At 65.4% G+C, this 13,730-nt stretch carries 14 protein-coding genes and 5 pseudogenes; 12 read left to right on the forward strand and 7 right to left on the reverse strand.

Annotated features, from left to right (window positions below; genetic code table 11):
* Both AC2VOG_RS10275 and AC2VOG_RS10280 read right to left on the reverse strand, forming a co-directional pair.
* On the reverse strand, positions 1–374 hold a 374-nt coding region (locus AC2VOG_RS10275; protein ID WP_486939796.1), incomplete at its 3' end, for a hypothetical protein.
* Between the two features lie 131 nt (positions 375–505).
* A complete protein-coding gene (locus AC2VOG_RS10280) occupies positions 506–1,393 on the reverse strand; it encodes a universal stress protein (RefSeq protein WP_486939809.1) in 888 nt (295 codons plus the stop codon).
* A 174-nt stretch (positions 1,394–1,567) separates the two neighbouring features.
* Between AC2VOG_RS10280 and AC2VOG_RS10285 the strand changes: the two genes are divergently transcribed.
* From AC2VOG_RS10285 to AC2VOG_RS10315, 7 genes and pseudogenes are all read left to right on the forward strand, one after another.
* A complete protein-coding gene (locus tag AC2VOG_RS10285) occupies positions 1,568–3,064 on the forward strand; it encodes a bifunctional aminoglycoside phosphotransferase/ATP-binding protein (protein ID WP_486939797.1) in 1,497 nt (498 codons plus the stop codon).
* 113 nt (positions 3,065–3,177) lie between these two features.
* Positions 3,178–3,336 (forward strand): annotated as a pseudogene (locus AC2VOG_RS10290) (hypothetical protein); the annotation flags it as partial.
* Between the two features lie 2 nt (positions 3,337–3,338).
* Positions 3,339–3,587, forward strand: coding sequence for a hypothetical protein (locus tag AC2VOG_RS10295; RefSeq protein WP_486939798.1), 249 nt, complete (start codon positions 3,339–3,341; stop codon positions 3,585–3,587).
* A 122-nt stretch (positions 3,588–3,709) separates the two neighbouring features.
* A pseudogene (locus AC2VOG_RS10300) lies at positions 3,710–4,165 on the forward strand (4Fe-4S dicluster domain-containing protein); the annotation flags it as partial.
* Between the two features lie 4 nt (positions 4,166–4,169).
* Positions 4,170–4,571: a ferredoxin reductase domain-containing protein gene (locus AC2VOG_RS10305; protein ID WP_486939799.1), complete on the forward strand. Its 402-nt coding sequence runs from the start codon at positions 4,170–4,172 to the stop codon at positions 4,569–4,571.
* 54 nt (positions 4,572–4,625) lie between these two features.
* A pseudogene (locus AC2VOG_RS10310) lies at positions 4,626–5,029 on the forward strand (NADH-quinone oxidoreductase subunit B family protein); the annotation flags it as partial.
* A gap of 35 nt (positions 5,030–5,064) precedes the next feature.
* A pseudogene (locus tag AC2VOG_RS10315) lies at positions 5,065–5,235 on the forward strand (hydrogenase maturation protease); the annotation flags it as partial.
* A 61-nt stretch (positions 5,236–5,296) separates the two neighbouring features.
* Here the strand turns inward: AC2VOG_RS10315 and AC2VOG_RS10320 are convergent.
* Genes AC2VOG_RS10320 through AC2VOG_RS10335 form a run of 4 tightly spaced genes read right to left on the reverse strand, consistent with a single transcriptional unit; the run spans position 5,297 to position 8,968 of the window.
* Positions 5,297–5,695, reverse strand: a complete 399-nt coding sequence (locus AC2VOG_RS10320; RefSeq protein WP_486939800.1) for a pyridoxamine 5'-phosphate oxidase family protein — start codon at positions 5,693–5,695, stop codon at positions 5,297–5,299.
* 11 nt (positions 5,696–5,706) lie between these two features.
* Positions 5,707–7,335 carry a WS/DGAT/MGAT family O-acyltransferase gene (locus AC2VOG_RS10325; RefSeq protein ID WP_486939801.1) on the reverse strand — a complete coding sequence of 543 codons (1,629 nt, stop codon included), beginning with the start codon at positions 7,333–7,335 and terminating at the stop codon, positions 5,707–5,709.
* A complete protein-coding gene (locus tag AC2VOG_RS10330; protein WP_486939802.1) occupies positions 7,328–7,468 on the reverse strand; it encodes a hypothetical protein in 141 nt (46 codons plus the stop codon). Before AC2VOG_RS10330 ends, AC2VOG_RS10325 begins: the two co-directional genes overlap by 8 nt.
* Before the next feature lie 30 nt (positions 7,469–7,498).
* Positions 7,499–8,968, reverse strand: a complete 1,470-nt coding sequence (locus tag AC2VOG_RS10335; RefSeq protein ID WP_486939803.1) for an aldehyde dehydrogenase family protein — start codon at positions 8,966–8,968, stop codon at positions 7,499–7,501.
* A 372-nt stretch (positions 8,969–9,340) separates the two neighbouring features.
* On the opposite strand from AC2VOG_RS10335, the gene AC2VOG_RS10340 reads away from it, so the two are divergent.
* The 3 genes and pseudogenes from AC2VOG_RS10340 to AC2VOG_RS10350 all read left to right on the forward strand — a co-directional run.
* Positions 9,341–9,883 (forward strand): MaoC family dehydratase, encoded by a 543-nt coding sequence (locus AC2VOG_RS10340; protein WP_486939804.1) that lies wholly within the window; start codon positions 9,341–9,343, stop codon positions 9,881–9,883.
* A gap of 172 nt (positions 9,884–10,055) precedes the next feature.
* On the forward strand, positions 10,056–10,511 hold the full coding sequence (locus tag AC2VOG_RS10345) for a MaoC family dehydratase (RefSeq protein WP_486939805.1): 456 nt from the start codon (positions 10,056–10,058) through the stop codon (positions 10,509–10,511).
* An 81-nt stretch (positions 10,512–10,592) separates the two neighbouring features.
* A pseudogene (locus AC2VOG_RS10350) lies at positions 10,593–10,760 on the forward strand (TetR/AcrR family transcriptional regulator); the annotation flags it as partial.
* Between the two features lie 21 nt (positions 10,761–10,781).
* Here AC2VOG_RS10350 and AC2VOG_RS10355 read toward each other — a convergent pair.
* Positions 10,782–11,963: a zinc-dependent alcohol dehydrogenase gene (locus AC2VOG_RS10355; RefSeq protein ID WP_486939806.1), complete on the reverse strand. Its 1,182-nt coding sequence runs from the start codon at positions 11,961–11,963 to the stop codon at positions 10,782–10,784.
* A gap of 131 nt (positions 11,964–12,094) precedes the next feature.
* On the opposite strand from AC2VOG_RS10355, the gene AC2VOG_RS10360 reads away from it, so the two are divergent.
* The gene (locus tag AC2VOG_RS10360) at positions 12,095–13,075 is read left to right on the forward strand and encodes an Acg family FMN-binding oxidoreductase (RefSeq protein ID WP_486939807.1); all 981 of its coding nucleotides are present in this window, start codon (positions 12,095–12,097) and stop codon (positions 13,073–13,075) included.
* Between the two features lie 12 nt (positions 13,076–13,087).
* Positions 13,088–13,730 (forward strand): universal stress protein (locus AC2VOG_RS10365; protein WP_486939808.1); only part of this gene is annotated, 643 nt, incomplete at its 3' end.

Below are 13,730 nucleotides of genomic sequence, written 5' to 3' on the forward strand. Positions count from 1 at the left end.
CCGATCAACACCTCGACAGCGGCGCCGGAACGCCACCAGCCGGTGGAATCGATCGCCGAGTTGGCCATCGCGAAATAGGAGTGCGATGCGGTCACCAGGAACAGTCCCTTGATCGCCACCAGCCAGCCCAGACCCGAGACGAGCACCGCCGGGGCACCGCGCCAGTACGGGTGCAGTGCAATCACCGTCAGACCGAGCAACAGAATGAAGGACCCAGTTACCCACGACCACAACGGGTTTGCCTCAAACCCGGAAACCATCGTGCGCATGTCCTGCGGGCGCGTTGCGGCCGAGAACGCCACGATGGCCAAATACGGGCCCATCACGCGGGCGAACATCCGCGTCCGCTCCCGGGGAAGATCCGAGGACTTCATTGTCCTACCTCCCATCGAGGTTGATATTTCCGAGATGTAGAACCATCCGATCACGTCGGCCGACCGACGCGACAGCGGCCGAAGTCCCCGAGACCTGGGACGTTGGTCATGACGGGTCCAAATCCATTGCGCTACGACGAACGTACGACGACAACCGGAACGGTCGTCGACTGGACGACCGCCGCGCTCACCGATCCGAGTCGCAAACCGCCGAATCCACCGCGGCCGTGGCTGCCCAGCACCACCAGTTGGGCGCGTCGAGATTCCTGGATCAGCCAGTGCGCCGGGGTATCACAAACCAGCCGACGATGGACAGATACGTCGGGGTAGCGTTCCTGCCAACCGGCCAGGCGTTCGGCCAACACCTCTTCGCCCTGGCCTTGATAGTCTCGCCAGTCCATCCCGAAGATCGGGAACACTCCCACATCACTCCATGCATGCAACGCACTCAGCGTCACTCCGCGCCGCGATGCCTCGTCAAATGCCCACGCAGTGGCTGCTTCCGAAGCGGGCGACCCGTCGATGCCCAGCAGGATCGGCGCGACTGGATCGATGGCAGTCGAGCCCAGATCGGCGTGGATGACCGCCACCGGACAATGCGCATTCTCGATCACACCCCAGCTCACCGAGCCCATCAGAAGACGTCCGAGCGCCCCTCTGCCGTGACTGCCCACCACAATCATCCGGGCGGCCTTGGATGCTTCGATGAGCGCATCCACCGGGTGCGCATACATCACTTCAGTCCGAATATCCTGCAGCTCATCCTGATTCATTGCTGTATCGGCATCCGCATACGCTTGATTGACGACCCGTCGCGCGTTCTCCTCTTGCCATTCGGTGACGCGGACCTGGCCGGCGCCAACCGGCCAGCTGACAACCACCGGCTGCACCATATGCATCAGCGTGACGGGCTCGCCCCGTACCACTGCTTCACGCGCGGCCCAGCGCACGGCGGCATCGGATTCCGGCGATCCGTCGATCCCGACCACAATGCCGTACTTCGTTGAGGTTTCGAACATCACTTGCTCCTGCGGCTCACGCTCGACGGGGTCGCGTTCCCACCCCTTACCGACATTTGCGCACTCGGCCCAGACAATCCAGGGCCATTGGTCCTCTGCCATCGCGGCCTATTGCCCGGCGGTAAGGGACGTCGGCCCGCATCGCGGGTGAGCCGAGAACCGGAGACTGTTCACATGGGACGCGTCCAGTCCACGGTGCGGTCGTCCGCACCCCCCTACGCCGTAATGCACGAGACGCACACCGGTCTGGTGATGCTCGTCGGAGATGCGGCCTACAAGATCAAGAAGCCGATTCGAACCGAGTTCCTGGACTTCAGCACACCGGAACGCCGTGAGGAGGCCTGCCGGCGGGAGTTGGAGCTCAACCGCCGCCTCGCGCCGGACAGCTATCTAGGCGTCGCTCATCTGTGTGCTCCGTGGGCGGGCGCAGATGAGCCGGTGCTCGTCATGAAGCGCCAGGACGAAACTCATCGGCTGAGCACCATCGTGCAGCACGATCAAACGGCGCACGAGCAGCTTTGCTCGATCGCTCGGGTGCTGGCGGCATTTCACACCGCCGCTCGGCGGGGCCCCCAGATCGACAGGCAGGGCACCGCCGCCGCTGTGAAATACCGCTGGGAGGTCAATACCGCCGAGATGCGGCAGTTCCTCGGGACGGTCATCGATGAACAGAAACTCGCTGCGGCGCAACGGCTGGCAGCGCAATTCGTGGCCGGCCGTGAGCAGTTGTTCAACCAACGCATCCGCGACGGCCGAATCGTGGACGGACACGGCGATTTGCTCGCCGACGACATCTTCTGCCCGCCCGCCGGCCCGCAGATACTGGACTGCCTCGAATTCGACGACGATCTCCGATTCCTCGACTCGATCGACGACGCCGCGTTTTTGGCCATGGATTTGGAGTTTCTGGGCCGAGCGGACCTCGGCGAGTTCTTCCTGACCCACTACACCCGGCTGACGTCAGACTCTGCCCCGCAATCGCTGGTGGATTTCTACATCGCCTACCGAGCGCTGGTGCGGGCCAAGGTCGACGGTGTGCGGTACAACCAGGGACTCGCCGAGTCGGCCGCTGACGCAACCCGCCACCTGGACATCGCGCTTGCGCATCTTCGTGCGGGTCGCGTGCGACTTGCGTTGGTCGGCGGTGCACCGGGAACGGGAAAATCCACTCTGGCCGCTGAGCTGGCCGATCACGTTGGTGCCGTGGTGATCTCGACCGATCAGGTGCGGCGGACGATGCTCGAGTCGGGCACCATCGGCGGCGAAACAGGAGTGCTGAACACCGGCCTGTACTCGAAGCAGAATGTCGACGCCGTGTACCGTGCAGCGCTGCACGAGGCCCGCGCCCTGCTCGCTGGCGGCCACTCGGTGATTGTCGATGCGTCGTGGCTCGACCCGCACCATCGCAGCCAAGCGAAGCAGTTGGCCATCCAAACAGATTCCACGGCAATCGAATTCATGTGCGAGACCGCGACGGCCACCGCCGCGCGCCGGGTTGCCGCCCGGCCGGCGGGCGGCGTGTCCGACGCGACGCCGGCGATAGCGGTCGCGTTGGCACAGGTCCGCCGGCACTGGCCGGAGGCACACCGGATCGACACGGACTGCCCGGTGGCGGACTCGGTCTGGGCCGCCGAGCGGCTCTGGCTCGCCGCCGGCACCGACTCGCAGTGACCGCTGCGGAGGGGGGACTTTCGTCACATCGACTGGTGTCCACTGGCCGGTTCCCGACCAGCCTGTACTCACTAACGTCGGCGGTGTCGACCAGCGCCGCGCAAGGAGAAACCATGCCGTCCACCAATCCGGCATTCGCCGAGCACCTAGCTCAGTTCGGCATCACATCGGTGTCGGTCAATCCAGATGCCGCGGATGCGGCCCGGCGCGCGATAGCCGCAGCCGAACAGCGTCTACTGCTGGAATCGGCACGGCGAACCGGCGAGGCGTGAAAGTGAGCCAACCCGCCAGCTCGTCCGCAGCCCCCGACTTGGAGTCGATCGCCTGGGGTTTTCTCGGCTCCGCCTACGCTGGCAGGCATTTCACTGAATGGCCGATTGAACGCCGGCTGCACGCATACCTGCGACGCCGGGGATTGCGCGATGTTGCCGACGACGGCACGGCGTGCGCGGCGCTGCTGGATCGGGTGATGGCGAACATCTCCTCCGCCCTGACCAGTGGAACACTGCGCCCGGATGCGTAGGCCCCGTAGCGCCGATCGACCCGGCCGCGCTCTGCGACGACGGGCCGGTCGCATTGACGACCTGTGCATTTCGGGGACTTTGTACTCTCCGCGCGAGCACTGCCGGCGTGAACGATGAGCTCATGGTTCGCAGCGCTCAGGACCCAGCGGCGGCAGCTGCCGTCATCGACGCCGAGGGCTTGGCGCAATTGATCTCGACACTGATCGCGCGGGGCTACCGGGTTGTCGGACCGGCCTTGTCGGACAACGCGATTGAGTTGGCCGAACTGACCTCCGCCGACGACCTGCCGCGCGGTTGGGGCGTCGACGTCGGCCCCGGACGGTATCGACTCCGCCGCCGCGACGACGACGCGCTGTTCGGCCATACGGCCGGCCCGCAGTCCTGGAAGCAGTATCTGCACCCGCCCCGGTAGCGGGTGTGGTCGTCGGACGGGGCACCCGACGAGGAGCCGCCACGGTATGCCTTCCTCGGCGTGCGGGGGTGCGACTTGGCCGCGATCAACGTTCTCGGCAACGTGCTGGGCTCCGGCGCACATCCGGACCGGGGCTTCACCGGTCGGCGCCAACGCGCGTTTGTGGGTCGTGGCCGGCGCCCGAACGCCGGAACACTTCCTGTTCCGCGACGAGGCCGACGAGTGGGCGCACAACCCGCTGCTGGACACCGAGCTGATCGTCGACACAGCCGGATCCGACTGGCCATGGCAGACCGGGCTGGTGACCCAGCCCTTACACCGGCTGACGATCGACCCACGGCGTACCACCGCGATGATCTGCGGGCCGGAACCGATGATGCAGTCCGCCGCTGCGGTATTGATGCAACATGGGCTGCCCGCCATGGCTATTCGCGTCTCACTGGAGCGGAACATGCAGTGCGGCATCGGCTGGTGCGGGCACGGTCAACTGGGTCCACTGTTGTTGTGCCGCGACGGACCGGTGGTCGGCTATGACGTCGCCGCACCGCTGCTGAGCGTGAAGGAGTTATAAGTGAACGTACCGCGGCTGGGGATGTAGAAATTCGCCTCGTGCGACGGCTGTCAGCTGACCTTGCTGGACTGCGAGGACGAGCTGTTGACGCTCGCCGAGCACGTTAAGATCAACACCCTTTCTGGAAGCCTCCAGCACGGTGATCGGTGGGCCGTACGACGTGTCGATCGTCGAGGGCTCGATCACCACGCCCGACGATGAACGACGGATCAGGGAGATACGAGACCATTCCAAGGTTTTGGTGACCGTCGGCGCCTGCCCAACATCCGGCGGCGTGCAGGCGCTCCGAAAATTCGCCGCGTGGCGGAGTTCGCCTCGGTGGTCTACGCCCAGCCGGAATACATTGCCACGCTGGCCATGTCACCGTCGATTATCAATTGCAGGGTTGTCCGATCGATCGCGGCCAACTGCTGGACACGCTCAGCGCGCTGCTGGTCGGACGCAAGCCCGCGCTGCCGCCATCGTAGTGGACGCGGCCACCGGACCGGCCGCATCCGTTGGCCGCATCCGGCGCTGGGAGGCGCCCGAACTGGAGACGACCATCGCGCTCAGCTCACACGGCCTCGGGTTGGCGCAGACCTTCGCACTCGGTCGGGCCCTGGACCGGGTGCCGGACCGACTGGTGTTGTTCACCGTCGACGTCACCGACACCACGCCCGGCACCGGCCTGACCCCGCAGGCCGCGGCCGCGGCATCGCGACTCGTCGACCTGATCGTTGCCGAGTTCACTCAAACCGACGGCCTGACACCTTCTCGGCGCGAACCCGCACGAAGTAGTCGTGCCGGCCGCCAACCGACGGGCGAGGAAACATGGCGGCCAGCTCAATCAAATCGGTTACCTCGGTGATCACCGTGCAGTGCCCGACCACCGTGACGCTCCACCGGTGATCGAGGTCCGTCCCCAACTCGTCGGCCTCAAATGCCACCACATGGTTGCGCAACACCGCGGACAGCACCGCGGCCTCGGTGATCCGAATCACCGCATCCCCACGCCACCAACGGAAGTCGACCAGCTGAACCGCGGGCAGCGCCTGCTCGGTGAAAATCAGACGGCCCACCGAAGCCGTTTGCATCAGCTCGATCGAAGGCTCGCGCTGTAATGAGTTGAGTCCTTGCAGCAACACGGTGTCACTCCTCAGCTACGCGCCCGGCGCGCGACGGGTCCCTTTCGATCGGGGGTTTCACCGTGGGGCGATCGCTGCGCGGCGGCCGATGCGGCCAGCCGCCGGACCGCCCGGGTGATGCCGGTGGCAAGCTCGCTCACGTCGGATGCCGCGTCGTAATCGGCTGTTATTCCGAAGGTCAGCTCGTCGGCATAACTCAGAATCGCGATGCCGGTTCGCACCCGCAGGGCGATCGGAAGAACCGGGAGCAGCCGCAGCACCGGCCGACCCATGACTTTCAGTCGTTTTTCGGGGCCCGGCACATTCGTCGCCACCGTGACAACGGCTCGTTGGGGCAGGCGCGCCAGTGCTCGTATCGCCCATGCGGTCATGGGAAAAGGAACCCAATTCGTCGCCGCGACCACAACGCTGCCGGCTTGGCGCTGACCACTTCGCTTGGCCCGGGTCAGGCGCCGCTGTACGGCTCTGAGCTGCTTGATCGGATCGGACTCTTCGACGGGCAGGTAGGGCAACAGCAGCGACACGCTGTTGCCCACATGGTCGAGGGCGTCGCTGGACCGCACCGATACCGGCACCAGCGTGCGCAGCGACCGCGCCTGTGGCTGCTCGCCACGACGGAGCATCGCGGCGCGGTAGCTATCGGTAATCGAGGCTAACGCAACGTCATTGACGGTCACGCCGTAGGCCTTACAGACCTTGCGCACGTCTCGCATCGGAACGCTCACCGCAGCGTATCGCCGCATTCCGGTGATATGTCCGCTCAGCTCGGTGGGCCGTGCCGCACGCGTCAACGCCGTGACGACCTCCAGAATCCCTTCCCCCGCCCGTGCCGCGGCACCCGAAACGTCCAGCGACGTTCGCCACAGTCGGCCGACCCAGGCACGGGGGTCGAACTCGGAATACTCCGGTCGCTGGTGACCGGCCAGCGGCGGGACCGGATGAATTTTGCGGGCGAATGTGTCACTTCGCTGGTCGTCGGAGAGTCGCCCGAGCAACTGGGCGGTGGCAATCCCGTCGGCGATGCAGTGGTGAATTTTCATCAACAGGGCCCACTGTCCGCCGCCGAGGCCTTCGATCATCCAGCACTCCCATAGCGGATGGTCCCGATCGAGTCTGCGCTCCATCAGGTTTGCCGTGAGCTGAAACAGCGCCGCGTCATCACCTGGCGGCAACACGGCCGCGCGGCGGGCATGGTGGCGGACGTCAAAGGCGGCGTCGTCGACCCACTCGGGGGCTTCGAGATCCAACGGATGAGTGCGTAGGACCTGGTTGAACCGTGGGACTTCGGTCAACCGCGCGCCCAGAGCGGCAACGAAATCGTCGAATTCCGGCGTTGGACCGTCCAGTACCGCCAGCGCGCCGACGGCGAGGCTGATGTGCGGATCGGCGTCCTCGGCTTGCAGAAATCCCGCGTCCAGGGTCGACAAATGGTCCATGACTACGACCTTGCGCGCCAATGACATCCACCCGGCAGTGCCAGAAGTCACTAATGCCGGGGTCCAGCGCACTTCGGCCGGCCCGGTGTTCTTGCGAGAACCGTACGGTCGCTGAATCGACTCCAGCTTGACGATGTCGGCGCCGAACGCGCCCAGGTAGCAGGTAAGGTAACCGCCAGCCCAGAAGGTGCTTAGGTCAAACACTTTCAGACCGGCGAGCGGCAGCGAGGTCGGTGAGCAGCTTGCCGCAGTACCGGCCGGAGATCTCGGCGGCGATCTCGACGACGCGAAGGCCGTCCAACACACCGCCGCCGGCGGTCCCATGGCTCCTCAGCATCGCTACGCTCTGCATCGTCGCCGGCGCGACTCACGCTGGCAGTCCCATGGCCTTCGGCTCCATGTACTGACGAATTCCGAGGATGCCACCGCTTTCTCGGCCGATTCCGCTCTGCTTGAATCCGCCGAACGGCGCGCCGCCAGGACCGAAACCGTTGACCGCAATCTGGCCGGTTCGCACCCGGCGGGCGACGGCCACCGCACGGTCGACGTCGCCGCCCCACACCGCCCCGGAAAGCCCGTACTGCGAATTGTTGGCGATCCGCACCGCCTCGTCGTCGCCGCGGTACCGCAGCACCGACAGCACCGGCCCGAACACCTCCTCCTGGGCGATCGTCGAGTCCGGCGTGACGTCGGTCAGAATCGTCGGCTCGAAGTAGAAGCCGCGATCCAACCCGGGCGGGCGGCCACCCCCGGTGACGAGCTTGGCGCCGTCGTCGATCGCCCGGTTCACGTGTGCCTGAACACGTTTGCACTGTGCATCGCTGATCAACGGGCCCATGGCGACTTCCGGATCGGTGGGGTCGCCGACCTTCACCGACTGCGCCAAAGCAACCAGCCTGTCGACGATCTCGTCGTGGATCGGATCGGGCAACAACAGCCGGCTGTGCAGGATGCACGCCTGGCCGGCGTGAAATGAGCAGGACTCGAACAACATTCGTTGCAGCTGCTCGTCGTCGATGGTGGCGTCGTCGAGCACTATGCTGGCCGACTTGCCGCCGAGTTCGAGCAGCAGCCGCTTCATGCTCGCCCCGGCCGCGGTCATCACCTCACGCCCGACCGCCGAACTACCGGTGAAGCTGACCATGTCGATGCGGGGATCGACGGTCAGCAGCTTGCTGGACTCGACGTCGGTCGGTGTCACCACATTGACCACGCCTGGCGGAATATCGGTGTGCTCGTCGATGATTCGGGCCAGCGCGAGGCCGGCCAGCGGCGCCAGCGGCGACGGCTTCAGTACGACAGTGTTGCCCGCGGCCAACGCGGCGCAGACTTTCATCACGTTGAGGGTGTGCGGGAAGTTCCACGGCGTCAGGATCGACACCACGCCCAGCGGTTCGTAGCGCAGCAGCGTCTTTCCGGCGGCGCCATAGGCGTCGATCGGTTCTTCTACGGGGTGGGTGGCCAGTTCGGCCGCGTTGAGCGCCGCAAACGCAGGGCCTTCGACGTGGATGACCCGCTCGTTGGAGGTACAGCCCCATTCCTGTTGCGCGAGTTGGTAGAACGCGTCGGCCTGCGCCAGCAGCGCCTCGCCGAGCTGATTGAGGTAGCCGGCCCGCTGTTCCGGCCCGGCGTCGGCCCATGGCCCGGAGTCGAACGCCGCCCTGGCCGCGGCGATCGCGTCGCACACCTGGGCGTGGCTGGGATCGGGCACCGAGGCAATCGCCACTTCGGTGGCCGGATTGATGTCGTGGTAACGGCCCCCGGCCCCGTCAGGCTCGACCCACCGGCCATCGATGTAGACCGCGTAGGTGTCGAGCAGTGAGCGTGGGTCAGCCATGTCGTGTCCTTCCGGCGGCTCGACAACTTGGTTTACACCCGTCCTGCTGCTGTCGTCAATGCTGGATACCGGCGGGCGGCCATTTCGACTCAGCAGCAGCTGTATTGGACTAACGGCAGGTGTATTGACACCGCCGGTGCAGACAGAGTAGGCAGAGATAGCCGGACAGATGGACGATATCTGTACGGTTGCCCTTGGCGAGGAGACCTGGGTGACCACTAAGTCGATCTCGACCATTACCCTCCACGCCCCGGACTATGCTGGCGGTCCCTTTTCTCGCCAATCGCGTGTGCGGGATTGAGCGCGTCCGGGATCCGCGTGGTCTTCGCTCAACACCCGGTGCGCAACCGCGAAATCAGGAGGTTCCCGTCAGTGCCAGACACCGACTTGCTCAGCAAACTTAAGGCCCTTGTCGGCCAGCCCACCGGCGGCTCCGGAAAGCCCTCAGTGGCACCGGATCCGGTGAACCAAGCGATGATCCGGCACTGGGCGCATGCGCTGGACGACATGAACCCGGTCTATCTCGACCCGGAGTTTGCGACAAAGTCCCGGTTCGGTGGCATCGTGTCGCCGCCGGTAATGCTGCAAACCTGGACGATGCCGGCGCCGAAGCTCGCAGGTATCGGCGAGCGCGGCGGCTCCCCCGTCGAGATCACCAACAATCCCACCGCTTTTCTCGACGAAGCCGGTTACACCAGCATCGTGGCGACCAACTCCGACTTCGAGATCAACCGCTACCCCAGGCTGGGCGACGTGATCAGCGCGACGTCGGTGTATGAGGAGGTGTCCGACGAGAAGACCACCGCGCTGGGCACCGGGTTCTTCCTGACCTGGGCACTGACCTACACCGACCAGCACGGTGAAGTACTCGGCAAGCAGCGCTTCCGGGTCCTGCGGTTCAAGCCGGCGAACTGATGGCACCGCGACTGGCGCCGACCATCAGCCCGGGCCCGGTGAAAAGGGCCCTGTGCTGCAACAGTTCCGGTCGGCAGGGTGACATGGACTTGACCTTTTCCGAAGAGCAGCAGACCACCAGCAAGCTGACCCGTGATGCGCTGGGGCGTCGCGCCACTCAGGAAGGATCGCTATGGCCACCGCCAAAGCCCGCACGTCGACGTTGAAGTGGGCCGACATCAACGTCGGCGACGAGGTGACTCCGCTGGAGATACCGGTGACCACCACGATAATCGTCGCCGGCGCCATCGCATCCCGCGACTTCATGCCGGTGCACCACGACGCGGCCTACGCCAACAAGCAGGGCTCGCCGAACCTGTTCATGAACATCCTGACGTCGAATGGATACTGCGTCCGGTTTCTCACCGACTGGGCCGGCCCCGAGGCGATGATCACGAAATTGGCGATTCGCCTTGGAGTGCCGTGCTTTCCGGACGATCCGCTGCGTTTCACCGGTGAGGTCACCGGCAAGAGTGAAGGCTCCGACGGCGAGAACTTCCTCGAGGTCACTTTCCGGGCCGCCAACAGCCTCGGTAATCACGTCTCCGGCACGGCGGTCGTGAGCCTGGTCGATGGGCCCGGCGCGTGAGTCGCTCACTGTTGGCGGGTAACACCGCCATCGCCGGCACCGGGGTGCCGACCACCGGGCTGATCCTTGACTCGCGCTGACGCCAGCGAGCAGTTTTACCGACAGATGTCCCTCGCGATGGACCGCGGCGGTTCGCTGCAGGAGAAGTTCTCCCGGGCGGCGGTTTTCGTCACGCGGGCGCGGCGGGCGATCGCCTCCGAGAAATGCTTCGACGAGGAAGCGGTCAGCCTGTTGCTGACCAAGGCCGCGCCGCGGCTGAGTCCCGCGCGCTCAGGGCCGCAGCATCATTTTCACCGCGCCGTCCTGCTTCTTCTGGAAGATCTCGTAAGCGTGCGGCGCCTCGTCAAGCGGCAGGACATGGCTGGCGAAGGTGTCGACGCCGAGCGGATCGTCGTCGGTGAGCAGCGGCATGATGTCGTCCGACCAGCGCTTGACGTTGGCCTGGCCCATCCGCAGCGTGATCTGTTTGTCGAACAGCGTCAGCATCGGCAGCGGATCGGCCATTCCGCCGTAGACACCGATCAGTGAGATCGTGCCGCCGCGGCGCACGATGTCGATCGCCGAGTACAGCGCGCCGAGCCGGTCGACACCCGCGGTTTGCATCAGCCTCTTGGCCAACACATCCGGCAGCACACCGGTGATCTGCTGCGCCGTTTTGGTCAACGGCGAACCGTGCGCCTCCATACCGACCGCGTCGATCACCGCGTCGGTACCGCGCCCGCCGGTCAACTCGCGGATAACGTCGCCGACTGGGTCGTCGATCTGGCTGAGGTCGATGGTCTGGATGCCGCGCTCGGCGGCGCGGGCCAGTCGTTCGGGCACCAGGTCGACGGCGATCACCCGGTAGCCAAGGTGATCGGCGATGCGAGCGGCCATGTCTCCGATGGGCCCCAGCCCCAGTACCGTGACCGAACCCTCGTCGGGAAGGTCGGCGTAGGCCACCGCCTGCCACGCCGTCGGCAGCACATCGGAGAGATATACAAAGCGCGAATCGGGCGGTCCGTCAGGGACTTTCATGTGCGTGAATTGGGCCTGCGGTACCCGCAAAAATTCGGCTTGGCCACCGGGAACTCGACCGTACAGCTCTGAGTAGCCGAACAGCGCCGCGCCCATCCCCTGCTCGCGGACCTGAGTCGTCTCGCACTGGGTGTAGAGCTGCTGGTTACAGGTCCAGCATTTCCCGCAGGAGATCTGGAAAGGAATCACCACCCGGTCACCGACCCGCAGATCGCCGGTTTGGCCGCCGACCTCGCGAACAATGCCCATCGGTTCATGCCCGAGGATGTCACCGGGTTTCATGAACGGTCCCAGCACCTCGTAAAGGTGCAGGTCCGAACCGCAGATGTTGGTCGAGGTTACCTCGATGATGGCGTCGGTCGGCTTCTCTATCTTCGGGTCGGGCACCGACTCCACGCGAACGTCGCGTTTGCCGTGCCAGGTGACAGCTTTCATCGTCACGTCGTACCCGTCTGGCGACGGCCGAAACAGCGTGGTGGTCTCATGGCGCTCACCAGATGACCAATGGCCCTGCCCACGGGCCTGGTCCTGCGCAATTCTGAAAGCAGCCGAACTGGAGGTCGACCATGCCTGCCACCGTGGTGGAAGCCGAAGTCATCGAGGACGCGGTGACAGCGGCGTGCCGCGCTCCGTCACTGCACAACAGCCAGCCGTGGCGCTGGGTGCTCAACGGCGGCCAACTGCGGTTGTTCCTCGATCGCAGTCGCGTGCTGAGCACCGATCACCGGGCGCGCGAGGCGGTGATCAGTTGCGGCGCGACTCTCGACCATCTGCGGACGACGATGCTGGCACGTGGCTGGCGGCCGCACATCGACCGGTGCCCCGACCCGGCGAATCCCGATCACCTGGCGTCGCTCACCTTTACCGCGGCCGACAATGTCGCCGACCACGATCTGCGGCGGGCCCAAGCCATCTGGGTCCGTCACACCGACCGGCTACCTTTCAGCGGACCGACGAATTGGGACCTCATCGAACCCAAAGTGGTAGCCGCGGCCGGTGAAACGACTGTGCACGTCGACGTTCTGCCCGAGGACGCGCGGCCCCGACTGGCGTATGCAACCCAGCTCGCGGAGGACCTGCGGCTATACGACATTACCTACCACGACGAACTCCACTGGTGGACAGCGCCTTACCAGGCCTCCGAAGGAATCCCTTACAGCGCACTGGTTTCGCAGCACGAGAGCGGGCGGGTCGGAATAAACCGGGCCTTTCCAGCCACTCACCAACCCGAACGACGCTCCGCGATTCCCGAGGATCACGCCACGATCATGTTGCTGTCCACCGATCACGACACCCGCGCCGACGCGCTGGCGGCCGGCGAAGCGCTCTCGGCAATCCTGCTTGAGTGCACGCTCAACGGCCTGGCCACCTGCCCGGTGACGCATCTGACCGAACTGCACGTCACCCGTGATCTGGTTCAGGCGCTGGTGGATGGTGACGCCGCGCCGCAGGTCCTCATCCGAGTGGGTTTGTCACCGTCCACCGAAAACGCCCCGGCGCCGACACCACGACGAGGTCTTGCCGACGTCTTGGAACTGAACGGTTAGAAGGAGCCATCGATGAACCGCACCGACACCAAGCAGGCCGCCGTCGTGGTCGGCATCGACGGCTCCCAAGCCGCCATCCGGGCCGCGGAATGGGCAGTCGAGGAGGCCATCGGCCGGGAGATCCCGCTTCGCCTGGTGCACACCATTACCGCACTGGTTGAGCCCGCCCCGTTCAGCGCCGTCGGCAACGTCAACATGGAAGTCGAATATGCGGAAACGGCCCTCAGGGCTGCCTGCACGGCGGTGGTAGCGACGGGAAAACCGGTCAAAGTCGAAACCGAGGTTGTGCGCGGCGATCCCGCGGCAATACTCATCGCCGAATCGGCCAATGCCGCGATGATATGTGTGGGTTCGACGGGCATCGGCCGGTTGGCGCGCGCGTTGCTGGGTTCGACGGCCGCCGAGATCGCCGACGCGGCCCACTGCCCGGTCGCGATCATTCGCAGTCACGAAGACCGCTCAACGCGACGGAGCCCGTTGATCGTCGCCGCCGTCAACGACTCGGCGGACAGTGATCTGGTCGTCGAACTGGCGATCAAAGAGGCGAGGCTACGGCAAGCACCGATTCTCGCGGTCGAAGTGTCGCGGCGGGAGACCGATCGCAAGCCCGGGATTGGCCTGGCGCACCGGTTGCAATCCTGGCGCGCGTCCCACC

The sequence above is a fragment of the Mycobacterium sp. TH-M11 genome (assembly GCF_057473725.1).

What these genes read in the sequence shown, in the direction of transcription:
- AC2VOG_RS10360 (WP_486939807.1), top strand. Translation starts at nt 12,095, where the DNA reads ATGCCTGCCACCGTGGTGGAAGCCGAAGTCATCGAGGACGCGGTGACA.
- AC2VOG_RS10335 (WP_486939803.1), bottom strand. Translation starts at nt 8,968, where the DNA reads ATGGCTGACCCACGCTCACTGCTCGACACCTACGCGGTCTACATCGAT.
- AC2VOG_RS10285 (WP_486939797.1), top strand. Translation starts at nt 1,568, where the DNA reads ATGGGACGCGTCCAGTCCACGGTGCGGTCGTCCGCACCCCCCTACGCC.
- AC2VOG_RS10280 (WP_486939809.1), bottom strand. Translation starts at nt 1,393, where the DNA reads ATGTTCGAAACCTCAACGAAGTACGGCATTGTGGTCGGGATCGACGGA.
- AC2VOG_RS10330 (WP_486939802.1), bottom strand. Translation starts at nt 7,468, where the DNA reads ATGCTGAGGAGCCATGGGACCGCCGGCGGCGGTGTGTTGGACGGCCTT.
- AC2VOG_RS10345 (WP_486939805.1), top strand. Translation starts at nt 10,056, where the DNA reads ATGGCCACCGCCAAAGCCCGCACGTCGACGTTGAAGTGGGCCGACATC.
- AC2VOG_RS10355 (WP_486939806.1), bottom strand. Translation starts at nt 11,963, where the DNA reads ATGAAAGCTGTCACCTGGCACGGCAAACGCGACGTTCGCGTGGAGTCG.